The organism is Massilia sp. MP_M2, from assembly GCF_039123635.1.
Lineage (GTDB): Bacteria > Pseudomonadota > Gammaproteobacteria > Burkholderiales > Burkholderiaceae_D > Telluria.
In genome coordinates this window covers 178,219-202,521 of record NZ_JBCHJF010000006.1, presented here as the reverse complement: position 1 = coordinate 202,521, position 24,303 = coordinate 178,219, and the positions used below count along the sequence as shown (strand labels likewise).

General features: G+C 64.5%; 20 protein-coding genes. 9 read left to right on the top strand and 11 right to left on the bottom strand.

The features are described from left to right. Nucleotides 1-402 precede the first annotated feature (402 nt). Both RCH14_RS14880 and RCH14_RS14875 read left to right on the top strand, forming a co-directional pair. Complete coding sequence (locus tag RCH14_RS14880) at nt 403-921, top strand: DUF1697 domain-containing protein (protein ID WP_343026978.1); 519 nt, start codon at nt 403-405, stop codon at nt 919-921. Nucleotides 922-1,070: 149 nt separating this feature from the next. Continuing rightward, nucleotides 1,071-1,460, top strand: coding sequence for a DUF3224 domain-containing protein (locus RCH14_RS14875; RefSeq protein ID WP_343026873.1), 390 nt, complete (start codon nt 1,071-1,073; stop codon nt 1,458-1,460). Nucleotides 1,461-1,546: 86 nt separating this feature from the next. Here RCH14_RS14875 and RCH14_RS14870 read toward each other — a convergent pair whose 3' ends face one another. From RCH14_RS14870 to RCH14_RS14860, 3 genes are all read right to left on the bottom strand, one after another. Beyond that, nucleotides 1,547-4,747, bottom strand: coding sequence for a pectinesterase family protein (locus RCH14_RS14870; protein ID WP_343026872.1), 3,201 nt, complete (start codon nt 4,745-4,747; stop codon nt 1,547-1,549). Continuing rightward, on the bottom strand, nt 4,744-5,463 hold the full coding sequence (locus RCH14_RS14865; protein WP_343026871.1) for a rhamnogalacturonan acetylesterase: 720 nt from the start codon (nt 5,461-5,463) through the stop codon (nt 4,744-4,746). The genes RCH14_RS14870 and RCH14_RS14865 overlap by 4 nt, the downstream gene beginning before the upstream one ends. A 91-nt stretch (nt 5,464-5,554) precedes the next feature. Then, on the bottom strand, nt 5,555-6,253 hold the full coding sequence (locus RCH14_RS14860; RefSeq protein WP_343026870.1) for a FadR/GntR family transcriptional regulator: 699 nt from the start codon (nt 6,251-6,253) through the stop codon (nt 5,555-5,557). Between the two features lie 202 nt (nt 6,254-6,455). Here RCH14_RS14860 and RCH14_RS14855 point away from each other — a divergent pair, with 202 nt between their 5' ends. The 5 genes from RCH14_RS14855 (at nt 6,456) to RCH14_RS14835 (ending at nt 12,151) form a co-directional block, all read left to right on the top strand. Then, nucleotides 6,456-7,184, top strand: a complete 729-nt coding sequence (locus tag RCH14_RS14855; RefSeq protein ID WP_343026869.1) for a FadR/GntR family transcriptional regulator — start codon at nt 6,456-6,458, stop codon at nt 7,182-7,184. A gap of 95 nt (nt 7,185-7,279) precedes the next feature. Next, the gene (gene kdgD, locus RCH14_RS14850) at nt 7,280-8,191 is read left to right on the top strand and encodes a 5-dehydro-4-deoxyglucarate dehydratase (RefSeq protein ID WP_343026868.1); all 912 of its coding nucleotides are present in this window, start codon (nt 7,280-7,282) and stop codon (nt 8,189-8,191) included. 2 nt (nt 8,192-8,193) lie between these two features. Then, entirely contained in the window at nt 8,194-9,780 is a 1,587-nt protein-coding gene (locus RCH14_RS14845; protein ID WP_343026867.1) for an aldehyde dehydrogenase (NADP(+)), read from the top strand. A gap of 73 nt (nt 9,781-9,853) precedes the next feature. Further along, on the top strand, nt 9,854-11,242 hold the full coding sequence (locus tag RCH14_RS14840) for an MFS transporter (protein ID WP_343026866.1): 1,389 nt from the start codon (nt 9,854-9,856) through the stop codon (nt 11,240-11,242). Nucleotides 11,243-11,245: 3 nt separating this feature from the next. Continuing rightward, nucleotides 11,246-12,151, top strand: a complete 906-nt coding sequence (locus tag RCH14_RS14835; protein ID WP_343026865.1) for an SMP-30/gluconolactonase/LRE family protein — start codon at nt 11,246-11,248, stop codon at nt 12,149-12,151. A gap of 124 nt (nt 12,152-12,275) precedes the next feature. Here RCH14_RS14835 and RCH14_RS14830 read toward each other — a convergent pair whose 3' ends face one another. From RCH14_RS14830 to RCH14_RS14795, 8 genes are all read right to left on the bottom strand, one after another. Further along, nucleotides 12,276-13,454, bottom strand: coding sequence for an acyl-CoA dehydrogenase (locus RCH14_RS14830; RefSeq protein WP_343026864.1), 1,179 nt, complete (start codon nt 13,452-13,454; stop codon nt 12,276-12,278). 26 nt (nt 13,455-13,480) lie between these two features. Then, nucleotides 13,481-15,121 carry an electron transfer flavoprotein-ubiquinone oxidoreductase gene (locus RCH14_RS14825; protein WP_343026977.1) on the bottom strand — a complete coding sequence of 547 codons (1,641 nt, stop codon included), beginning with the start codon at nt 15,119-15,121 and terminating at the stop codon, nt 13,481-13,483. 32 nt (nt 15,122-15,153) lie between these two features. Beyond that, on the bottom strand, nt 15,154-15,873 hold the full coding sequence (locus RCH14_RS14820) for an ABC transporter ATP-binding protein (protein WP_343026863.1): 720 nt from the start codon (nt 15,871-15,873) through the stop codon (nt 15,154-15,156). Then, entirely contained in the window at nt 15,866-16,585 is a 720-nt protein-coding gene (locus RCH14_RS14815) for an ABC transporter ATP-binding protein (protein ID WP_343026862.1), read from the bottom strand. The genes RCH14_RS14820 and RCH14_RS14815 overlap by 8 nt, the downstream gene beginning before the upstream one ends. Then, entirely contained in the window at nt 16,572-17,525 is a 954-nt protein-coding gene (locus tag RCH14_RS14810; protein ID WP_343026861.1) for a branched-chain amino acid ABC transporter permease, read from the bottom strand. The genes RCH14_RS14815 and RCH14_RS14810 overlap by 14 nt, the downstream gene beginning before the upstream one ends. Next, nucleotides 17,522-18,394: a branched-chain amino acid ABC transporter permease gene (locus RCH14_RS14805; RefSeq protein ID WP_343026860.1), complete on the bottom strand. Its 873-nt coding sequence runs from the start codon at nt 18,392-18,394 to the stop codon at nt 17,522-17,524. The genes RCH14_RS14810 and RCH14_RS14805 overlap by 4 nt, the downstream gene beginning before the upstream one ends. A 68-nt stretch (nt 18,395-18,462) precedes the next feature. Continuing rightward, nucleotides 18,463-19,629 (bottom strand): ABC transporter substrate-binding protein, encoded by a 1,167-nt coding sequence (locus RCH14_RS14800; protein WP_343026859.1) that lies wholly within the window; start codon nt 19,627-19,629, stop codon nt 18,463-18,465. Between the two features lie 112 nt (nt 19,630-19,741). Further along, entirely contained in the window at nt 19,742-20,614 is an 873-nt protein-coding gene (locus RCH14_RS14795; RefSeq protein WP_343026858.1) for an IclR family transcriptional regulator, read from the bottom strand. Nucleotides 20,615-20,926: 312 nt separating this feature from the next. On the opposite strand from RCH14_RS14795, the gene RCH14_RS14790 reads away from it, so the two are divergent. Continuing rightward, a complete protein-coding gene (locus RCH14_RS14790) occupies nt 20,927-23,062 on the top strand; it encodes a 3-hydroxyacyl-CoA dehydrogenase NAD-binding domain-containing protein (RefSeq protein WP_343026857.1) in 2,136 nt (711 codons plus the stop codon). 53 nt (nt 23,063-23,115) lie between these two features. Next, the gene (locus RCH14_RS14785) at nt 23,116-24,297 is read left to right on the top strand and encodes an acetyl-CoA C-acyltransferase (RefSeq protein WP_343026856.1); all 1,182 of its coding nucleotides are present in this window, start codon (nt 23,116-23,118) and stop codon (nt 24,295-24,297) included. Nucleotides 24,298-24,303: the final 6 nt, after the last annotated feature.

Genomic DNA, 24,303 nt, shown 5'->3' with positions numbered 1-24,303 from the left:
TAACATAGAACAGCGTGTGTTCAACCTTCGATGCGCCAGTGTCAATATTCGAACTGGGTCGGTTGTGTGTATCGCCAAAAAATTATGTTCGAACGATTTAAATAATGGCAACGTGTTGCCAATCTGAAGATGCGCGCATTATGCCGAGTGCATGTCTTTCTTATTCGCGCTGCTTGAATGGACTGACGCAGCGCGCCCCATGCATAGGGCAAGTCTACGCAAATTAAATATATCGACCTGCAACACCCCCTGAATTCAAAAGTCAGCCCATCAGTATCTATTTCCCTTGACTCTCCAGATCCCGCAACCGTAGTATCCGTTGCGTAAACAATATCACTAAAAATTCTGTATCAATCGGTATGGCAGCCTTGGCAGGCCAATCGTTTCGTGAGGGTAGGTTTGATGCGCTATGTTTGTTTGCTCAGGGGCGTTAACGTCAGCGGATATCGCAAGCTGTCCATGAAAGAGTTGCTGGCGATGGTTCAAGAGTTGGGTTGCATGAATGCGGTGAGTTATCTGCAAAGCGGCAATCTCGTGTTGGATAGCAGCCTGAGCGCGGATTTGCTGCAGGAGATGCTCGCGCGCGAAATCTGTTCTCGCTTCGGGTATGCCGATGTGGATGTCATGGCCTGGACCGCTGCCGCGTTGACCGAGGCGCTCGAGGCCGTGCCGCAGGCCTGGCAATCGTACGATACGTCGTTGTTGCACTTTTCGTTTTTGAAGAATGGCGCCGCTCCAGCCTCTGGTGGTCAGAATCTCGACCAATATGTAGTTGGGCAAAATGTCGTCTACGTGTACTGCCCGAATGGATATGGTCGTACAAAGCTCAACAACGCTTATTTCGAAAAGCTGTTCGGCACCAGAGCCACGACGCGCAACTGGAACACGACCAACAAGCTGCTCGAACTGGTCGTGAGTTAAGTGCGCCGATCCAGTCGGCTATCACACTGCGCAATATTGACCGCTGCTGGCTGAGCGGCAGCGCACGCGACTTGCACGTTTGGTAAATAGAACACATTGCCTCAGTATTTTTATGCACGCAGCAGCGTGCACCACCAGAGAGAAAAACGATGATTACCTGCAAAAGCGCCTTTACGATCACCAAATGGGATGAAATCGAAAACCAGGCATGGCAGGGCGGCAAGCTCACGCGTACCCTCGCGACAAAAGCCTTCACCGGCGATTTCGAAGGCAGCGCCGTGCTGGAAGCAGTGATGCTGCGCCTTGAAGGCGATGCCGGTGTGATGTCCTATGTCGGCGTCGAGCGCATCTCGGGCAAGCTTCATGGCCGCGAGGGCTGCTTTGTACTCACCCACAACGCTGAAGCGATCCGTGGCGAACGCCTGGCAACCTGGAAAATCCTGCCCGGCTCGGGCACGGGCGAACTGGCCGGGATCTCCGGTCACGGCAACATCACGCCGCAACACGATTTCGTGCTGACTTACGAGTTGAGCAACTAAGACGCGCGTGTGCGGTGCGCCGAGAAAGACAAGGCAGCGCTGGACCATGTCTGGCCGGTTGTTGTTGTGCTGACCCGGTCAGCCGCTCAAGGCTTGGGATCCCACCCTTTATCATCATCAAATCCCGCGAACACCGCGCTGCGGTTGGCCAGTTGCCGCGCCTCGTGCTCATCCATCTGGTACCCCCCGAGTTCGACCACGTCGCCTTGTGCGGACGTATTGCCCGCTTCGCGCCAGCCGGCGCGCGCCGTGCCCTGCGCCGGATTGGGCTGCGGTTCGCGCAGCCACGCGCTGCGGGCGATGTGCGCGCCGATCGTGCAGCCAATGAAGGCGACATTGTCCCAGGTGTGCGCGGTGCCGGGCGAGCGGGCCAGGTAAGTGCTACCCGGTGGCGGCAGGTTGCCGGCCGGTCCTGCGCCGAAGGTCAGGCGCGAGCGCAGGAACACGAAGCCGGGATCGTCCCGCGCGACGGTGCGCGCCTGCACCAGGTAGCCGCCATTGGCCGGGTCCGCGCTGTCGCCGATGCTGCGAAGCTCGCTCTCTTCGAATAGCGCCGCGCGGTTGTATCCCCAGACGAAGTCGACGTTGCCTTCGATGAGCGACCGGTAGATCCAGGCGTAGCCGGTCAGTTGCACGGTATCCTGCTCGCTCGTGAAATGGGCGTTGCGCACGACCAGTCGGCCCTTGTCATTGCTGAAGAAAAGGGCTTCGGCCTGCGCTGACGGGTCAGTGCTGCGCCGCGTCGTGTTACGCAGCGCGATGTCGCGCATCTCGAGCAGGTCGCTGTCCTGGACCAGGAACAGGGCGCGCCCGCCACTGATGCCGGCGCTGCCCATATCCTGCCCGGCGCCGGAGCCGGGATTGCGCGCCTCGCTGTTGGCCGCGCTGATGATGGTCGCTTCGCGGCTTTGCCCGCGCAGCATGACGTTGTCCTTGCCGTGCAGATAAAGCAGTTCGGGATACACGCCATCGCGTACGTTGACCGTGACCGGCGTTGCGCGCGGCAGCGTCATCACGTGATCCAGTGCGCCCTGCACGGTGCGAAAGTCGGCGCGGCCATCGTCGTCGACGGTCACGCTGTCGCCGACCGGGCGGTATGGTGTGGTGCGAAAGTGCCAGCGGGCGCCCTTGAAGCGGCGGTCGCTCAGCAGCGCCGTATCGATCAGCACCTCGTAGTCGGTATCGGTGGCAAGCGCCTGCGGCAGGCGAATCCGAAGCGTGTCGCCGTTGACCTCGATGGCGTGATGGCGCACCACGCGCTGGCGGCCTGCGGCGCCGAGCGTCAGCACGGTTTCGCCGGGTCGAACCAGCGCGACGAGCGCGCCGTCGTGGCGGCGCACGACGCGAACACTGCCCGCGCCGCTCAATACCGGCGCGTGGCCGAACGTCATCCGGATGGGCGTATCGGGCGGCACGCCGCGTTCGGCATGTGCGGGCTGCAGCGTCGCCTGCGGCAACAGCGTGCGCGCAGGCGCGTTCGATGCTGCGCCGACGATGACCTCGAACGCCGCCTGCTGCCACGGGTTGCCGGCCACGGTGATGGTCGAACGGCCTGGCCGGCGCGGCGTCACGTGCACGGCGCCGCCCCGCAGTTCAACCGTGGCGACATGGGGATCGGACGACGCCGCGCGCAAGCCGGCGCCCCCGACCACGATGCGCTGCGCCGGATCGCCGGCCTGCAACGACAGCGAGGTCGTCGCCAGCCGGAGCCCGATGCCGGCCGCCGGCAGCGCCGCCGGCCCATCGCGCACATCGAGCACCGTGTGCTGCGCAGCGTCCCACGCCGCTGGCTGCTCGGCAGGCACGGGCGCGAGCCGCGCCGACGTCACCCGCTCGCCATCGATCCAGAGCGACAGTTCGCCGGCCTGGCTGGCAAAGCGCAGCACGACCGGCTCGCCCGCCAGTGGCGAGCGCCGCCGCACCTGTTTCAATCGCACCGGTGTGGACCCGTGCGCTTCCAGCAGGGCAATCTGGAGCGCCGCGCCTCCATCGACCAGCCTGATGCTGGCACCTTGCCAGTGGCCGCGCTTGTCCTGCCGCGCCCTGAGCGTGAATGGCGCCGCGCCTTCCTTGACCACCAGCTTGACATCGACCACGCCGTCGCCAGCATCCAGCAGCCGAGGCCCCGCGTACGTGCGCACGTGCTGCACGACGTCGGCCGCTGGCAGCGGCGCGAACGGGTAGGGCACGCGCCAGCCGACGTCGCCCCCGAAGCCGCAGTCAGCGAGCGGCTTCCCGTTGAGCAGCGAGCCGGTATCGGCATACACGCCGCGATTGCGGGCCAGGCCGCCGCCGGGATCGCGCACCACGTGCCCGCACCGACCGGCGCCCGCGATCGCGTACGCATTCGCATGCGAAATGACGTGGGCTTCGTGGGCAATGCCGACGCTGTAGCCATGCGGATAGGCCGGATGGGTGCGGTCGCCCACGTGGTAGTTGTTCAGCAGGTGGACCTGGCCATACCGCACGCGCGGCGCGCGCTCGCTGACGTTCTCGAACAGATTGCCCTTGAACGTCACGCGCAGGTGGCCGCGGTCACCCGTCGCGCGGTCGGCGCCGCCCACCAGCGTGTTTTTTTCGTGCAGCGCGAAGTGGTTGTAAGTAACGCTGACGAAGTCCGATGCGCTCGTGATATCGAGCGCGCCATCATGGCATTGCCTGGGCATGCCGTTTGCGACCGGCTGCGTGTCGTCCGTCACCGGCGCATCGGTGAAACTGTTATGGTCGATCCATACGTGGTGCGCATTTGTCACGCTGATCGCGTCGTACTGGGAATTCCAGTTGCCTTTGGCCCCATCCTGCGGGTCCCAGCGCGGATCGATATCGCAGGGATTGCGCAGCGCCAGGTTGCGCACGATGACCTGTGACACCCCGGCTATGACCAGGCTGGCATTGACAAAGCCGGCCCCAGGGACGACCCCCAGCAGCGTGGTATTGGCCGGGATGCGCACGATGCTGCGGCGCACCTGGTCGTCGCTGTCGGCAAATGGCCGGTCTTCGCGCATGTCGATGGCTGCGGCCACGCGCACGATCCGTGGTGGCGCATTCACGGACAGCGGCGTGGACAGCGGCGCGCCCAATGCCTCGCGCAGTTGCGCAGCAGTGCGCACCGTGTACACGTGGGCGGGGGCGGCCAGTGCGCCGCCCCGCGTACCGCCTTCCTGCGCAGCCCAGCCGTCATCCGGCGCATGCTGCCGCTCCGTAACCGTCCCAGTGACCGTCCCAGTGACCGTCCCAGTGCCGGCGCCGGCCAGCACCAGCGCAAGCGCGGCAACCGCGGCGCTCATCGGGCACCCCGCGCAGCGCGTGCCAGTGGTGGCGCTGCCCGCAGCAGTGCGCCCGTCATGATGGCCGCGACATGCGCGGCGCCTCCTGGCCCCAGATGGGTATGGTCGGCATTGGCGCCAGTCCGGGCCCATGCATCGGCGCGTGCCGGGCCAATGGCCTGCACATCGGCCATCGACAGCTTGTGCAGGTCGACCAGCGGCGCCTGCGTGGTGGCGGCAACGCGACGCACGGCGGCCGACCACGGCGCCAGGTCGTCCCTCACCCAGGCGCCGCGGAAACTGCGGCGCGTCAGTGGCGTGACCAGCACCGGCACCGCGCCCAGGGTGCGCGCTTCATGGACATAGCGTGCCAGGTTGGCGGGGAACTCGTGCACGAGATCGGTCGATCGTCCCGGCTTGCCGGGTTGGTCGTTGTGGCCGAACTGGATCAGGACGTAGGTCGCGCCAAAGCCGGCCGATTCGCGCAGCAGCGTCTGGACCTCATCCCACCGGCCTTCGGCGCGAAAACTGCCCGAACTGCGCCCGCCCCGCGCCAGATTGATGCAGGCGGTCTCGGGCGAGAAGCGCTCGCACAGGGCGTCGCCGTAGCCGGTGCTGCTGGCCATCGTGGAGTCGCCGACGAGAATGATCCGCAATGGCGGCGCTGGCGTGGGTGCGGCGTGCGCGCCAGCAGCGACGCAGATGAACAGGCAGACAAGGGCGCGACGACGCAGCATGGGCAAACTCCACAAAGTTTGCCGATTCTATTTTGGCCTGACCAATTAAGCAAGCGGTCAGGCCATTTGGCAGGAATAAAAAACGTTGGGCTTAGCCGCGCGAGAACGTGCGCGTGACGCGTTCGAGGTGCGCGCGCATCGCAGCGCGCGCGCCGCTGGCGTCGTGCGACGCGATCGCCGCCAGGATGTTGCGATGGTCGATGAGCGTCTGCTTGCGCAGTTCTTCCGTCTGGAAGTGTTCCTTCAGCTTGTGCCACAGGCTGCCACGCTGGGCCCACAGGTATTCGATCACGCCGACCATTGCCGTGTTGCCGGTGGCCCGGGCCAGCGCCAGATGGAAATTGCGGTCGGCATGTTCGTTGCTGGCGCGGTCGTCGTGCTGGCGCTCCATCTCTTCGACGGCCCGGAGGATGGCGTCGATATCGCGGTCGGTGGCATTCTTGGCGGCGAGGGCGGCGATCTCGGATTCGATCATGCGGCGCGCCGCGAGCACCTCGAACGGCCCCGGGCCTTCTTCGGGCACCTCGGCGGGCGCCACGGCTTTTTCGCTGACATACACGCCGGACCCGCCGCGCACCTCGACGATGCCGGACAGTTCGAGCACGATCAGCGCTTCACGCAGCGACGCGCGGCTTACTGCCAGCTTGGCCGCCAGTTCGCGCTCGGCGGGCAGGCGCGTGCCGGGCTGGATCTTGTCGTCGAGTATCAGTTCCTGGATGCGGACGGCGACGACACGATACAGTCGTGGTTCGGGCTGGTTTGGCTCGGTGGACGCGGGTGGTTTTTTCATCTGGGGCGGGCGCTCCCGGCATGGTAGCCAGGTGGAGAAGATCGTCCCGTGATTCTAATTTGGCCAGACCAATCCCGCAAGGCGGACCTACCAATACTGCGAAGAAAGGATGACTGGTCATAGGATGTCTGACATCTGCGCGTGACGGATGATGTTATTGGTATAATCGCTCCAATCCAGTCCCTATTTGAAGCGAGCAGCCATGGTCCCCACGCAGCGCAGGCAGCGCAATCTTGCCCAGGGCGTCATCGAACAGATCGGCGCCGCGGTCAAGCAGGGCATCCTCAAGCCCGGTGACAAGCTGCCGACCGAGTCGTCATTGATGGCCCACCACGGTGTCAGCCGCACCGTCGTGCGCGAGGCGATTTCGCACTTGCAGGCGTCGGGTCTGGTGCAGACCCGCCATGGCATCGGTACCTTCGTGCTGGACCGGCCGCAGACCGGTCTGGGACTCGACGCCGAGAACATCCTGACCCTGCGCGACGTGCTGGCCATCCTTGAATTGCGCATTGGCGTCGAGACTGAAACGGCGGGCCTGGCGGCCAGCCGCCGCAATGAAGAGCAGGTGCGCGAGCTGGCCGGCGCGCTGGACGAAATGCAGCAGGCGATGGCCGAAGGCATCTCGGCGGTGGAGTCCGACAAACGCTTCCACCTGCTCATCGCCCAGGCCACCGGCAACCGGTATTTCGTCGATATCCTGGCCCAGCTGGGCAACGCCATTATCCCGCGCGCGCGCCTGAATACTCCCGTGCTCGAGCAGGACAAACCCGCCGATTTCCTCGAGCGGGTCAGCCGCGAACATGACGATATCTTCCGCGCCATCGAGCGGCGCGACCCGGAAGCCGCGCGCGCCGCGATGCGTACCCACCTGTCCAACAGCCGTGAGCGGCTGGTGCAGGCGCAACGTCGGCTGGAGAGCACAATCAACTAGGCAAGCAACATTTTGCTTGCAGCCTAAACCGTTTCAGTTGTACGATGACCTACAACCTAGTCGTCATGATAAACACACTGAACGGAGACTTTCGCATGCATCCCCTGGAACTCAAGCAAACCCTGTCGCACGGCCTGCTTTCCTTCCCGATCACCGACTTCGACGCCCAAGGCGATTTCAACCCCGCTGGCTACGCTGCGCGCCTCGAGTGGCTCGCGCCGTTCGGCGCGACCGCGCTGTTTGCAGCTGGCGGCACGGGCGAATACTTCTCGCTGCACGGCGAAGAATACGGCCAGATCATCAAGACGGCGGTCGACACCTGCGCCGGCGTCGTGCCGATCCTGGCTGGTTGCGGCGGTCCGACCCGCACCGCCATCGCGCACGCCCAGGAAGCCGAGCGCCAGGGCGCCAAAGGTCTGCTGCTGCTGCCGCACTACCTGACCGAAGCAAGCCAGGACGGCCTGATCGCGCACGTCGAAGCGGTGTGCCGCTCCGTGAAGATCGGCGTGGTCGTGTATAACCGCGCGAACTGCCGCCTGACTCCGGATTCGCTGGAAAAGCTGGCCGATCGCTGCCCGAACCTGATCGGTTTCAAGGACGGCAACGGCGATATCGAACTGATGGTCTCGATCTGGCGCCGCATGGGCGACCGTTTCAGCTATCTCGGCGGCCTGCCGACCGCCGAAATCTACGCCGGCGCTTACAAGGCGCTGGGCACCCCGGTCTATTCGTCGGCGGTATTCAACTTTGTGCCGCAACTGGCGATGGACTTCTATCACGCCACCGTCGCCGACGATTTCGCCACCACCAACCGCCTGATCGACGACTTCTTCCTGCCGTACCTGGAGATCCGCAACCGCAAGGCCGGCTACGCGGTCAGTATCGTCAAGGCCGGCGCGCGCCTGGTCGGCCATGGTGCAGGTCCGGTGCGTCCGCCGCTGACCGACCTGACGGCCGAAGAAGACGCGATGCTGCTCGACCTGCTCAAGAAGAACGGGGTCGTCTGATCATGGCCATTCTCGGTGAAATGATCATTGGCGCGCACAGCGTGCGCGGCGCCGGCAAAGCGGTCTTCGGCTTCAACCCGGCCACGCGCGAAGACCTGCAGCCCGGTTTCGGCCAGGCCACGGTGGACGACGTCGAGCGCGCCTGCGAGCTGGCCAGCGAAGCGTTCGATCCGTATCGCGCCCTCCCGCTTGAGCAGCGCGCAGCGTTCCTCGAGTCGGTGGCCGAAGAAATCCTGGCGATCGGCCCCGAGCTGATCGAGCGCGCGCAACTGGAAACCGGCCTGCCGCAGGCGCGCCTGGAAGGTGAACGGATGCGCACCGTGACCCAGCTGCGCCTGTTTGCCAAGGTCGTGCGCGACGGCTATTTCATGGACGCGACCATCGACAGCGCCTTGCCGGAGCGCGCGCCGCCTCGGCCCGATCTGCGCCTGCGCAAGATCGGCCTCGGCCCGGTCGTCGTGTTCGGCGCCAGTAACTTCCCGCTCGCGTTTTCCGTCGCGGGCGGCGATACGGCATCGGCCCTGGCCGCCGGTTGCCCGGTCGTGGTCAAGGCGCACGGCGCGCATCCCGGCACGTCGGAACTCGTCGGGCGCGCCGTCCAGCGTGCGGTCAAGGCATGCGGCCTGCCGGAAGGCGTGTTCTCGATGCTGTTCGGCGACGGCCGCACGGTCGGCCAGCAGCTCGTGGCCCATCCGGCGATCAAGGCCGTGGGCTTCACTGGCTCGCGCCAGGGTGGCCTGGCACTGCTGCGCACCGCCGCCGCGCGCGCTGAACCCATTCCCGTGTACGCCGAGATGAGCAGCGTGAACCCGGTCTTCATGCTGCCCGCCGCACTGCAGGCTGGCGGCGCTGCGCTGGCCCAGGGCTTCGTCGATTCGCTGACGCTGGGCGTCGGCCAGTTCTGCACGAACCCGGGCCTGGTGTTCGCCCTGGACGGCGCCGAGCTCGATGCCTTTGTCGCCGCGAGCACCGCAGCGCTGGGCGCCAAGGGCGCCGGCACGATGCTCACCGCCGGCATCCACGACGCCTACACGAAGGGCGTGAGCGCGTTCGACGCCGTCGACGGCCTGCAACTGGTCGCGCAAGGCACGACCGAAGGCAACGGCTGCGCTGCGCAGGCTGCGCTGTACGTGTGCGACGCCGCCACCTACATGGGCAACCCGGCTCTGGAAGATGAAGTGTTCGGTCCATGCGCGGTGCTGGTACGCTTTACCGACGCCGCCCAGATGCTGCAGGCAGCCGAACATCTGCACGGGCAACTGACTGTGACGGTCCATGCGCGCGACGGTGACCTCGACCTGGCCGCCAGGCTGCTGCCGATCGTCGAGCGCAAGGCGGGCCGCGTGCTGTTCAACGGCTTTCCGACAGGCGTCGAAGTGGCGCACGCGATGGTGCACGGCGGCCCGTTCCCGGCCACCAGCGACAGCCGCACGACGTCGGTGGGCGCGAGCGCCATCGACCGCTTCCTGCGGCCGGTCTGCTACCAGAACGTGCCGGGCAGCCTGCTGCCCGAGGCGCTGCGTGACGACAATCCGCTGGGCCTGGCGCGCCTGCTGGACGGCACGTTGCAAGTGGGCGGGGTGAAGTAACGCACGACGCCTGAACGCATCACCAGCCGGAGGAGACGCCGGCTGTCACCCAACTTGAAAAGAACTGATCACCATGAATCAGCAAGTCATCGACGTAACACCGGCGCAGTCGGTGGTGGGCAGGTATCGCTGGACGATCTGCGCGCTGCTGTTCTTTGCCACCACCATCAATTACCTGGACCGCCAGGTTCTCAGTCTGCTCGCACCGGTACTCTCCGAGCAGTTCAACTGGACCAACACCGACTACGCCAACATCACGGCGACCTTCCAGTTCGTCTACGCGATCTCGATGCTGTTCGCCGGCCGCGTGATCGACCGCATGGGCACCAAGCGCGCCTATGTACTGGCAATCGTCATCTGGTCGCTGGGCGCCATCGGTCATGCGTATGCGATCGGCATCGGCGAAGCGGTCAACACGGTGTTTACCAGCATCGGGCTGGCCGTCGTGCCCGTGTCGGTGGCCGGTTTCATGATCGGCCGCGCGGTACTGGCCATTGGCGAAGCCGGTAATTTCCCGGCCGCGATCAAGGCCACCGCCGAATACTTCCCGAAACGCGAGCGCTCGTTCGCCACCGGCATCTTCAATTCGGGTGCCAACGTCGGCGCGATCCTGGCGCCACTGACCGTGCCGTTGATCGCCGCGCACTGGGGCTGGCAGGCGGCCTTCATCGTCATCGGCGCCATCGGCTTTCTGTGGATGGGTCTCTGGATCTGGCTGTACGACGCGCCAGAACAGCAGCCGCGCCTGAAGGCGGCCGAACTGGCTTATATCAACAGCGACGCCGGCGTCGTGGTGGCGCCCACCGGCACGCCGGTCAAGGGTTCGTGGTTCAAGCTGCTCGGTTACCGCCAGACCTGGGCCTTCGCCTTCGGCAAATTCATGACCGACGGCGTCTGGTGGTTCTTCCTGTTCTGGCTCCCCAAATACATGTCGGCGCAATACGGCATGTCGGCTACCGACATGATCATCCCGCTTGCCGTCCTGTACAGCATGACGATGGTGGGCAGCATCGGCGGCGGCTGGCTGCCGACCTGGTTCCTGAACCGGGGCGCCGACATCTATCATGGCCGCATGAAGGCCATGCTCATCATCGCCCTGTGCCCGCTGGTCGTGCTGCTGGCGCAACCGCTTGGGTACCTGGGTTTCTGGGTGCCGGTGATCCTGATCGGTATTGGCGCCTCGGCGCACCAGGCCTGGTCGGCGAACCTGTTTACGACCGTCTCGGACATGTTCCCGAAACACAGTGTCGGTTCGGTGGTCGGCATCGGCGGCATGGCCGGTGGCCTGGGCGGCGTGCTGCTCACCAAGCTTGGCGGCTGGCTGTTCGACCATTACGGCGCGCTGGGCCAGCTGCAGACCGGGTATATGATCATGTTCTCGATCTGCGCCATAGCCTACCTGGTGGCGTGGACGGTCATGAAAATGCTGGTGCCACAGCACCGTGAAATCAAGGGGTTGTAATCGATGGTTGCTGAAGTCGAACGCATCGCGGGCGTGCACTGCGCCACGGGCGAAAGCCCGCTCTGGCACGCGGGGCAGGCCGCCTGGTACTGGGTCGACATCCCAGCGCGCCGCATCTGGCGCAGGGACCATGCCAGCGGCGCGCTCCGGCACTGGACGGCGCCCGAAATGGTGGCCTGCATCGCGGCGTGCAGCGACGGCAGCCTGATTGCGGGGATGGAAACGGGCGTGTTCCGCCTGGCGCTGGGTGCCGATGGCGCGCTCGACGCAGCCCGGCTGGCCGCGCCGGCCGCGGCCGAACTGGGCGAGGGCATGCGTTTCAACGATGGGCGCTGCGACCGCCAGGGCCGGTTCTGGAGCGGCACCATGTTCATGGACATGGCTGCCGCGCGTCCGGTCGGCGCTCTGTATCGCTACAGCGCCGCCGGTGGCCTGCATGGGCCGGTAGTACGACACCTGCTGACGCAAAACGGCCTGGCCTGGTCGCCCGATGGCCGCACGATGTACCTGTCGGATTCACATCCGCAGCGGCGCCTCGTGTGGGCCTACGATTACGATATCGATGCCGGCCTGCCGCACAACGAACGCGTGTTTCTCGACCTGACGGGGCAACAGGGCCGGCCGGACGGGGCGGCAGTTGATGCCGATGGCTGCTACTGGAGCTGCGCCAACGATGGTGGCGTGGTGCAGCGCTTCACGCCGCAAGGCAAGCTGGATCGGGAAATCGCGCTGCCGATGGCCAAGCCGTCGATGTGCGCGTTCGGCGGGCCTGATCTTGACTTGCTGCTCGTGACCTCGATCGATCCGGCAGGGGCGGGCAATGCTGGCGGTGATGCAGGGTCAGTCGTCATCCTGCAGTCGGGGGTAAGAGGGATCGCTGAGACGCCGTTCGCCGTTCAGTCGCTGTAGGGTGGACGGCTATGCCGCCCACGCGTCCAGATTCATTTGATGATCATTGAACGCGTGGACGGGAAACCCGTCCACGCTACGGGTGACGCAGACCAGGCGCGCAGGGTCGTGATGATCCCAACGGTCAGAACGCGGCAATGCCGGTCTGTGCGCGACCGAGGATCAGCGCATGGATGTCATGCGTGCCTTCGTAGGTGTTGACCACTTCGAGATTGACCATGTGGCGGATGATGCCGAACTCATCCGAGATACCGTTACCACCCAGCATGTCACGCGCCACGCGGGCGATGTCGAGCGACTTGCCGCACGAGTTGCGCTTCATGATCGACGTGATTTCCGGCGCCGCCGTGCCTTCGTCCTTCATGCGGCCCAGGCGCAGGCAGCCCTGCAGGCCGAGCGTGATCTCGGTCTGCATGTCGGCCAGCTTCTTTTGCACCAGCTGGTTCGCCGCCAGCGGTTTACCGAACTGCTGGCGGTCCATCGTGTACTGGCGCGCGGTGTGCCAGCAGTCTTCGGCCGCGCCCAGCGCGCCCCAGGCGATGCCGTAGCGGGCCGAATTCAGGCAGGTGAACGGGCCTTTCAGGCCGCGCACGTCGGGGAACGCGTTTTCTTCAGGGCAGAACACATTGTCCATGACGATTTCGCCAGTGACCGACGCGCGCAGGCCAAATTTGCCGTGGATCGCCGGGGCCGACAAACCTTTCCAGCCTTTTTCCAGCACGAAGCCGCGGATCGCGCCTTCGTCGTCCTTCGCCCACACGACGAACACGTCGGCCACGGGCGAGTTGGTGATCCACATCTTGGCACCGGACAGGCTGTAGCCGCCATCGACCTTGCGCGCGCGCGAAATCATCGAGCCGGGATCGGAGCCATGGTTCGGTTCGGTCAAGCCGAAGCAGCCGATCCATTCGCCGGTCGCCAGCTTCGGCAGGTATTTCTGTTTGGTCGCTTCGTTGCCGAACTCAAAAATCGGCACCATGACGAGCGACGACTGCACGCTCATCATCGAGCGGTAGCCCGAATCGACGCGCTCGACTTCGCGCGCGATCAGGCCGTAGGCGACGTAGTTCAGCGCCGGGCCGCCGTATTGTTCGGGAATGGTCGGGCCGAGCAGGCCCAGTTCACCCATTTCGCGGAAGATCGACACATCCATCGATTCGTGGCGGAACGCCTCGAGTACGCGCGGACGCAGCTTGTCCTGGCAATAGGCAGCGCTGGCGTCGCGCACCATGCGCTCTTCGTCAGTCAGCTGGCTGTTGATCAGCAGTGGGTCATCCCAGTGGAAAGTGGCTTTGGTTTGCATGATGATCTCGTTCTATAAAATGGTCGTTACATATTCGGATAGTTCGGCCCGCCGCCGCCTTCCGGCGTCACCCAGACGATGTTCTGGGTCGGGTCCTTGATGTCGCAGGTCTTGCAGTGCACGCAGTTCTGGGCATTGATCTGCAGGCGATCTCCGCCGTCTTCGCGCTTGACGTACTCGTATACCCCGGCCGGACAGTAACGCTGTTCGGGCCCGGCATACTTGGCCAGGTTGACATCGACCGGAACGCTCGCGTTCTTGAGCGTCAGGTGGATCGGTTCGTCTTCGCGGTGGTTGGTGTTCGAGATGAACACCGACGACAGCTTGTCGAAGGTCAGCTTGCCATCCGGCTTCGGATAGACGATCGGCTTGAAGTGCGCCGCCGGCTTGAGGCATTCATGGTCGGCGTGCTTGTGATGCAGCGTCCATGGCGCTTTGCCACGGAACACGATCTGGTCGATGCCCGTCATGATCGTGCCCAGCACCAGGCCCTTGCTCATCCACGGCTTGAAGTTGCGCGCCACGTGCAGCTCTTCGTGCAGCCAGGATTGTTCGAACGCCGCCGGGAAGCCCGTCAGCTCGTCGCCCGTGCGGCCTTCGCCCAGCGCGGCAAACGCCGCCTCGGCCGCCAGCATGCCGGTCTTGATCGCGGCGTGGCTGCCCTTGATGCGGCTGGTGTTCAGGAAGCCCGCATCGCAGCCGATCAGCGCGCCGCCCGGGAACACGGTCTTGGGCAAGGATTGCAGGCCACCGGCGGTAATCGAACGCGCGCCATACGAAATGCGCTTGCCACCTTCGAAGAAGCCGCGGATGGCCGGGTGCGTTTTATAGCGCTGGAATTCTTCGTATGGCGACAGGTACGGATTCTGGTACGACAGGCCGACCACATAGCCGACCGCGACCTGGTTGTTTTCCAGGTGATACAGGAACGAGCCGCCGTAGGTGTCGTTCGGCAGCGGCCAGCCCGCCGTGTGGATCACCAGGCCCGGCTGGTGCTTGGCCGGATCGATTTCCCACAGCTCTTTGATGCCGATGCCGTAGGTCTGCGGATCCTTGCCCTGGTTCAGTTCGTACTTGGCCATCAACTGGCGGCCCAGGTGGCCGCGCGAGCCTTCGGCAAAGAACGTGTATTTCGCATGCAGCTCCATGCCCAGCTGGAATTCCGGGCCGGGTTCGCCAACGCCATCGGGAGTGCGGTGCATGCCCATATTGCCGGTGGCAACGCCCTTGACCGAGCCGTCTTCGTGGTACAGGATTTCGGCTGCCGGAAAGCCCGGGAAGATTTCCACGCCCAGCGCTTCGGCTTGCTGGCCCAGCCAGCGCACCACATTGGCCAGCGAAATGACGTAGTTGCCGTGATTGGCCAGCGCCGGCGGAATGGCAAACGCCGGCGTGGCGAACGATTTCGTTTCAGTCAGGAACAGGACGCGGTCTTCGGTCACGGCCGTATTGAGCGGCGCACCTCGTTCTTTCCAATCGGGGAAGAGCTCGTCCATCGCGCGTGGGTCCATCACGGCGCCGGACAGGATGTGCGCGCCCAGCTCGCCGCCTTTTTCCAGCACGCAGACCGTGACTTCCTGGCCTTTATCCAAGGCCAGTTGTTTCAGGCGAATCGCCGCCGACAGGCCGGCCGGGCCGCCGCCGACGACCACGACGTCGTATTCCATCGCTTCGCGCGGGCCGTATTGCTCGGTCAGATTCATGCCGTGACCCCGGTCTCGCGCGCAAAATACAGCCCGTGCAGATGGTCGAGGCTGACTTCGCTCGCCGCCTGCGACAGGACGACTTTACCGCTTTGCATCAGGTAGACGTGGTCGGACACGCCCACCGCGCGGTGGGTATTCTGCTCGACCAGGATCATCGTGCGTCCATCTTCCTTCAAGCGCGCCAGGATCGCAAACAGCTCATTGACCATTACGGGCGCCAGGCCCAGCGATGGCTCATCGATGATCAACACTTTCGGGTCGCTCATCAAGCCGCGCGCCATGGCCAGCATCTGCGCCTCGCCGCCCGAGAGCGAACCGGCCATCTGGCGGCGTCGCTCGCGCAGGCGCGGGAACATCTCGAACGAGCGCTCGAGATTGCGCGCGGCATGCGCGCGGTGCTGCGGTGCAAACGCGCCCATCATCAGGTTTTCTTCGACCGTCATGTCGCGAAACACCATGCGGCCTTCGGGAATCATGGCCATCGAGACCTTGTGCATGTCCCAGGTCGGGGTGCCGTTGAGCGGTTTGCCGTCAAGCGTGATGGTGCCTTGCGACACGGGGATCAGCCCCATCATGGCGCGTAGCAGCGTGGTCTTGCCAGCCCCGTTCTGGCCGATGATGGTGGTCAGCTTGCCGGGCGCGATGGTGAGCGACAAGTCCCACAGCACATTGATCGCGCCGTAACCGGCGCGCACGTTCTGAATTTCAAGCATGGTCGACCTCGCCTCCGGTATAGCTCTTGATGACGGCCGGGTTGCTGAAGACCTCGGCCGGAGTGCCTTCGGCGATCATGCCGCCGAAGTTCAGCACCGCGACGCGCTGGCACAGATTGCTGATGGTTTCGATGTCATGTTCGATGATCAGGATCCCGACCGAGAATTTGGCGTGCAGATCCTTGAGCATGTTCATGAAGTTGCGCTTGCCACTCGTTTCCAGGCCGGCCAGCACTTCGTCAAGCAGCAGCAGGGACGGGTTGGTCGAGAGCGCCTTGGCCACTTCGAGCGCTTTCAGCTCGGTCAGCGCCAGGCCGGTCGAGGCGTCGCGCCCGGCCTTGGCCGCCAGATTGGTAAAGTCCAGGATCTCGTCGATGCGGTGCTTGTCGACCGAGCCAGTGCCAAAGCGCTGCGCCACTTCCAGATTCTGGCGCACGGTCAGCTCGTGCATCGGTTGCGGGATCTGGAAGGTGCGCCCAATGCCCATGCGGGCGCGCTGGTACATCGGCGCCTTGAGCACGTCGGTTCCGTTGAACACGATGCGCCCCGCGTTCGGGCGCACCAGTCCCGAGATGGCATTGAACAGCGTGGTCTTGCCGGCGCCGTTAGCGCCCACCAGACCGACGAGGTCCTTGGTACCCACCGACAGCGTGACATCGTTGACCGCCGTGAGGCCGCCGAAGCGGACGGTGACGTTTTCAAGTTGTAGCATCTTTTTTCCTTAACGCCCTGCGGATCAGGCCCAGCAGGCCATCCGGACTGGCGATGATCATCACGACCAGTACCACACCGAGAATCATCTGGTGCCCGGTTGGCAGGATGTTCTTGATGAACAGCTGGTCGACCAGGTACACCACGACGGCGCCGATCAGCGGACCCGTGATGGTGCGGTAGCCGCCGAAGATCGCCGCCACGATCGGGATCGTCACCCACAGCGCACTGAAGGCGTAATCCGGTTCGAGGAAGTTGATGTAGTGCGCGTTGAAGGCACCCACCGCGCCGCACATGAAGGCCGAGACGAGCAGCATCAGGCCCTTGAGCAGGGTATTGTTGACGCCAACCACGCGCGTCGCATCTTCGCTGTCGTGCATGGCGCGCAGGGCCAGGCCGTGCGGGCTGCGGCGGATGATGTCGTAGGCCCAGGCGAACAGCAGCACCATCGTCAGGATCACCAGGTAATTGCCGGTACGGCCACCGAATTCGACACCGAATATGGTTGGCAATGACGGAATGCTGGCAATGCCGCCGGCGCCGTTGGTGACCGACGTCCACTCGGTGGCCACGATGCGGAAGATATGCGCGTAGGCCAGGATCGCCAGTGCGAAGTAGGGCCCGCGCAGGCGCAGCACGGGCAGCATCAGGATCGCCGACAGTACCGCGCCGACGCCGCCGAGCACCAGGCCGATGAAGACCGGCACGTTGTACTGCATCGTCAGCACGGCCGAGGTGTAAGCGCCGACGCCGAAGAACGCCGCGTGGCCGAAGCTGACCATGCCGCCCAGATTGCCCAGCAGTGCCCACGACAGCGCGATGCCGCCGATGATCAGCGAGGCGATGATCAGGCTCATCACATAGCTGTTGGCGCCGAGCGTGAATGGCACCACGAGATACGTCGCCACCAGTGTGGCGATCAGGAGTTTATTGAGTTTCATCCGCGCCTCCGTGAAACACCGAACAGGCCATTGGGCATCACGAACAGCACCAGCAGGAACAGACCCATACCGGCCAGCTCTTGCAGCGCCGAACTGGCCAGCGTGATGGTCAGCGATTCGGCCACGCCCAGCAGGATCGCGCCGATCAGCACGCCGGGGATCGAGCCCAGGCCCGCCAGCACGGTGATGATGAAGGCTTTCACGGTCAGTACGCTGCCGTAGCCCGGTGTCACCACGCCATAGCTGAACAGGGCGACACCGGCGAATGCGGCCAGGATGCCGGCCACGATGAACGACACCAGCTCGGTGCGGCCCGGATTGATGCCCATCAGCTTGGCCGCATCGCGGTTGCTGGAGACGGCGCGCACGGCGCGGCCATACCAGCTGCGCGACAACCACCACCACAGCGCGACGATCAGGACGAGGCTCACGCCGAAGAACAGCACTTCACTGCGCATGCTGTAGAGCTCGCCGACGATGAAGGCTTCCTGCATCCAGCTCGAGCTCGTGGTGCGCACATCGGCGCTCCAGATCATCAGGACCAGGTTGGTGAGGATGACGCCGACGCCGAACGTCAGCGTCAGCGAATTGATTTCGCGGTGAACCGTTACCCGGCTGACCAGGAAGTACAGCAGGCTCGAGGTGATGGTCACGATGATCACTGCGACCGGAATCGCTGCCAGCGGATTCCAGCCCAGTTGCGATTCGACCGTGTAGGCGATGTACGCCGCCAGCAGCACCAGTTCGCCGTGCGCCAGGTTGATCACGTTCATAGCGCCGAACACGAGCGCCAGTCCCAGTGCAATCAGGGCGTAGGAGCCGCCCTGCAACAACCCGGAATACACGGCTTGTAGAATCAAGTCCGTCATTTCTGCATCCAATCGATTATTCATGCGGGCAGGGGGATCCTGCCCGTCTGGATCCAACGCTTACCGGCTTACCACGGCAGGCCGGGATAGACCGGCTTGGCGGTGGCGGCATCTTTCGGCCACACCAGTTCGACCTTCTTGCCCTGGTGTTGTCCCATGCGCTGGGTGAAGTTCGGATTGTCACCCTGGGCATTGAACTGCACGCGGCCGATCAGCGTCTGGCGATCGGTCTTGCGCATTTCTTCGATGACGCCACCTTTTTTCAGCGAGCCGTTGTCGGCGGCGCGCGCGATCGCTTCGAACAGCAGCATCGACTGGACGTAGCCGAACTGGCCCAGGTAATCCGGGTCCTTGTTCAGCAGCGCCTTGTAGCCATCGGCGAACTGCTTGCCTTCGGGCGTCGAGAACTGCACCGGGTAGGGCAGCACGGCGGTGCCGTAGACATTGGGCATCAGGTCCGGGAAATCGGCGGCCATCTTCGGCGTTGCCAGCGACCACACGCCGGCCATGCCCTTGACGTTGGGCTTCAACACGCGCGCGGCGCGCAGGATGCCGACATATTCGTTTTCGTAGCCGACCATGACGATGAATTCGGAGCGGTCGCGCAGTTTGACCTTGTTGATGATCGGCTTGAAGTCGGTGATCAACGGGTCGAACGCGTGCGTGACGACCTTCACGCCCTTGGCGGCCAGCGTTTTTTCGACGTCTGTGGCCAGGCCGTGGGTCGCATCCTTGGTCGAGTAAATGATCGAGACCGACTTGACGTTCAGGTCGGTGAGCAGGCCGACCAGGGCCTTCTGGTAACCCTGGGTATTATTAATACGGAAGAAATTCTTGCGGCCAGCCTTGACCAGCCCATCGTCAACGCCGCCCGAGGTGACATAGGCCAGCCCCAGTTTGCCGGCAGCGTCCGAGGCCGGCGAGATATTGTTTGAGGCATAGCCGCCGGTGATCGCGACCACGTTCTGGCTGGCCAGCTTTTCAACCGCAGCCACGGCCTTGGCCGGCGCCGATTCATCGTCGACCGTGATCAGCTTGATGGTGTGCTTGCCATTGGTCTTGTTAAAGACCTCGGCCGCCACGCGGATGCCCTCCTGGGTGCCCAGGCCGACCCGGGCCAGCGGGCCGGTCAGCGGAATCTGGACGCCGACCAGAAACTCTTCGGCACTCGCCAGGTTGATGCTGCCGACGGTGCCCAGTGCCAGGATGGCCAGGGCGATCTTGTTTGCCTTCATTGTTGTCTCCGTTATTTTTCGTGAACTTCCGGGTTGATGAAAAACGACGGCAAGCCGGGGGCCTCACCGCGCTGTGCGGTATCGCTCCGTGCATGCCGGTACTACGACACTGCTAGCCGATATGGCGGCCCATGCTCATCTCCACGTTGCGTACCAGTTGCACCAGGCGCGGACCGAGGTCCTCGACCAGTCGTTCCTGGGGCAGAAGAAAGGCCGGACCGCCGCAGTTGAATGCCATCGTCCTGGCAATGTCCGGATCGAGCAGCGGCACGCCGACTGCGCTGATGTTGGCGTCCCACAGGCCGGACGACAGCACGAAGCCGCGGTCCTGGTAATCCTTGAAGCCCTGTTCGATATCGGTCTTGATCTTGGGCCAGTTGGTCTCTGCCGTCAGGCGGATATGGTCCATCAGGAAATCGCGGTCGGGTTGGGGCAAGCCACACAGATAGGCCTTGCCCATCGCGGTAGTGGCCAGTGGAATGCGCGAGCCGGCGTCGCGCCGCAGCGTGACCGCGGCGCTGCCACGGCAGGCTTCGACATACACCATGTGCAGGCGATCGCGGATGCCGATCGCCACGCTGCACTGCGCGTATTCGGCCAGTTCCTGCATGGCCGGACGGGCCAGTTTGCGCACGTCGAGGTTGGCCAGCAGCGTGTAGCCCAGCGCGAGCACCGGGGCGCCGAGCTGGTAGCGGCCCTGGTCGGCCGAGTAAGTGAGGTAGCCGAGCTTGGTCAGCGTATAGGTCAGGCGTGAAATCGTCGGCTTTGGCATGCCGGTGCGTTTGGCCATCTCGCTGTTGGACAGATACGCCTCGCCGGGGCGAAAGCAGCGCAGGATTTCCAGGCCGCGCGCCAGGGCCGTGACGAACTGGCGGTCCTTGCCATCGTCGTCGTCGGTGCCAGCGTCGCGCCGCACTTCGGATGACGGTTGCGGCGTGGCGAGCGTCGCCTGCAACGGATATTCATCTGACTGGATCAGGTCCATGTTTGTCTCCAATGCCCGGCGTCTGTGGCTGGGCTTGCACCGATATTCACATATCAAAAACCGGGGTGTCAACAGTTTTTGTGAAATGCCAGTTCGCACAGCGAAACATCGGATGCTGTCATGACGCCCGAAGTCCCGGTTTCGCCCCGTGAATAGCCGTTTTTTGCGATTGATAGTGGAACTTCGGCGGTGGGAGGGGATTTACATTTCGCGGAAAAATCGGTTATGGTTGATCGCAACGAGAAATGCAAAACGCGGTTTCGCACAGCGAACCAACGTAGCATCCGAAAATCATCGTAAGGAGACAGGTTCATGCAAACCGGCGCAACTGCCCCGGTCGCTCGTGCAATGCACGGCGACATCCTCGTGGTCACCATCGACAATCCCCCCGTCAACGCGCTCGGCGTGGCGGTCCGGCGCGGCCTGTGCGAGGCCATCGACGCGGCCGATGCCGACCCGGCAGTCAAGGCCGTGCTGATCGTTGGCAGCGGCAAGACCTTTATTGGCGGCGCTGACATCCGCGAGTTCGGCCAGCCGCCGATGGCGCCGTTCCTGCCCGACGTGTGCAACCGTATCGAAGCCTGCAGCAAGCCCGTGATCGCGGCGCTTCATGGCGCCGCGCTTGGTGGCGGGCTTGAAATTGCGCTGGCAGCGCACTACCGCCTGGCGCTGCCGGCAGCGAAACTGGGCCTGCCTGAAGTAGCGCTCGGCCTGCTGCCGGGCGCCGGTGGCACCCAGCGCACGCCGCGCCTGATCGGCGCGGCCGCCGCACTCGACCTGATGCTCAGCGGCCGCCACGCCGGTGCGGCTGAAGCCGCCACGCTGGGTCTGGTGGATCGCTTGATCGAGCGCCCGGCCGAAGGCGACGACCCGCTTGCGGCCGGCCTGGCGTATGCACAAGAGCTGGTGCAGGCCGGCGCGCCGGTGCGCCGCACCCGTGATGCCACGGCCCTGCATGACGCCAGCGCCCAGCGCGCCGCGATCGAGAGCGCACGCGCCGAGACGGCCAAAAAATCGCGCGGCCTGTTCTCGCCCCTGAAGATCGTGGACGCCGTGCAGGGCGCACTCGAATTGCCATTCGACGCCGGCCAGGCCCTCGAGCGCACGCTGTTTCTCGAGTGTCTGGAAAGCCCGCAGCGCGCGGGACTGGTGCATGCGTTCTTCGCCGAACGCGAAACGGCCAAGGCACCGGAAACGCGCAATGCCGCCCCGCGCGCGATCGACAGCGTCGGCATCGTCGGCGGCGGCACGATGGGCGCCGGCATTGCCGTTGCCGCGCTCGATGCCGGTTTGCCGGTCACGATGATCGAGCGCGACGACGAGGCGCTCGCGCGTGGCCGCAAGCATGTCGAGAAAGTGTATGACGGCCTGATTGCCAAGGGCCGCATCACCCAGGCTGTCAAGGATGCGACGATGCTGCGCTTTGTCGGCAGCACGGCGTACGACGCGCTGGCCGGGGTCGACCTGGTGATCGAAGCGGTGTTCGAGGACATGGCCGTGAAACACGCCGTGTTCGCCGAACTCGATCGCGTCTGCAAGAGCGGCGCGGTGCTGGCCACCAACACGTCCTATCTCGATATCGACGAGATCGCAGGTGCCGTATCGCGCCCGCAAGACGTGATCGGCCTGCACTTCTTCTCGCCGGCGAACATCATGAAACTGCTCGAGATCGTGGTCCCGGCCAGAACCTCGGGCGAGGTCGTCGCCACCGCTTTTGCGCTGGCCAAAAAGCTGCGCAAGGTGCCGGTGCGCGCCGGCGTGTGCGATGGTTTCATCGGCAACCGCATCCTGGCCGTGTATGGTCAGGCCGCGCAGGCGATGATGGAAGATGGCGCCTCGCCCTACCAGATCGACAAGGCGCTGCGCGACTTCGGCTATCCGATGGGCCCGTTCCAGGTTTCCGACCTGGCCGGTGGCGACATCGGCTGGGCCACCCGCAAGCGGCGCGCCGCCACGCGCGACCCGCGTGCGCGCTACGTGCAGATCGCCGATCGCCTGTGCGAGCGTGGCTGGTTTGGCCAGAAGACCGGCCGTGGCTACTACCTGTATCCGGACGGCGCCCGCGTCGGTACGCCCGACCCTGAAGTCGAAGCCATCATCGACGCCGAACGGGCCCGCGCCGGCGCGCTCTCGGGCAAGGCGCCGCGCAGCTTCAGCGACGCCGAGATCGTGCGCCGCTACCTGGCCGCGATGATCAACGAGGGTGCCAATGTCGTGCACCAGAAGATCGCCCTGCGTCCGCTCGATGTGGACGTGACGTTCGTGCACGGCTATGGTTTTCCCCGTTATCGCGGCGGCCCGATGCACTATGCCGACACGGTCGGACTGACGAACATCCTGGCCGATATCCGTGAGTTTGCCAAAGAGGACCCGCTGTTCTGGCAGCCGTCGCCGCTGCTGGTCGAGCTGGCCGAGAAGGGCGCGAGCTTTGCCAGTCTGAATCAGTAAACGTTCACCAGAGTGCCGTCATTCCACTTCATACCGATATCAGGAGACTCGCCATGCGCGAAGCCGTCATCGTTTCAACCGCCCGCACCCCGCTGACCAAAGCGCACCGCGGCGAATTCAATATTACCTCTGGCGCCCAGCTGGCCGCGTTTGCGGTGCGCGCCGCCGTCGAACGGGCCGGCATCGATCCGGCCATGATCGAGGATGCGATTCTCGGTTGCGGCTACCCGGAAGGCACCACCGGGCGCAATATCGCGCGCCAGAGCGTGATTCGCGCTGGCCTGCCGATCACGATCGCCGGCACCACGGTCAATCGTTTCTGCGCCTCGGGCCTGCAGGCGATCGCCATCGGCGCCGGCCGCATCATCGTTGACGGCGCGCCGGCCATCATCGCCGGCGGCGTGGAAAGCATCTCGCACATCCGCAGCCGCGACAGCGGAGATTCAGGCATTGATCCGTGGATTCTCGAACACAAGCCCGATCTGTACCTGCCGATGATCGACACCGCCGACATCGTCGCCGCGCGCTATGGCATCACCCGCGAAGCGCAGGACCGCTTCTCGTTTGAATCGCAGCGCAAGACCGAGGCGGCGCAGCTGGCCGGCCGCTACAGCGAGGAGATCGTGGCCTGCACCACGACCATGGCCGTCACCGACAAGGACACGAAAGAAGTCAGCCAGCGCGAAGTCACGATTGGCGAGGACACCTGCAACCGGCGCGGCACCACCTATGAAGGCCTGGCCAAACTCGCGCCGGTGATGGGCGAGGGCAAATTCGTCACCGCCGGCAATGCCTCGCAGCTCTCCGATGGCGCGTCGGCCTGCGTGATGATGGAGGCGAAAGAAGCAGAGCGCCTCGGCTTGAGCCCGCTGGGCGCTTTCCGCGGCATGGCGGTGGCCGGCTGCGAGCCCGACGAAATGGGCATTGGCCCGGTGTTCGCGGTGCCAAAACTGCTGGGGCGCTTCGGCCTCACGGTCGACGACATCGATCTGTGGGAACTGAATGAAGCGTTTGCCTCGCAGGCGATCTACTGCCAGCAACAACTCGGCATTCCCGACGAACGCCTGAACGTGGACGGCGGCGCGATTTCGATCGGCCATCCGTTCGGCATGACCGGTGCGCGCCTGGCCGGCCATATTCTGATCGAAGGCAAACGCCGCGGCGCGAAGTACGCCGTGGTCACGATGTGCATCGCCGGCGGCATGGGCGCTGCAGGCCTGTTCGAGATTTTCTAAAGGATC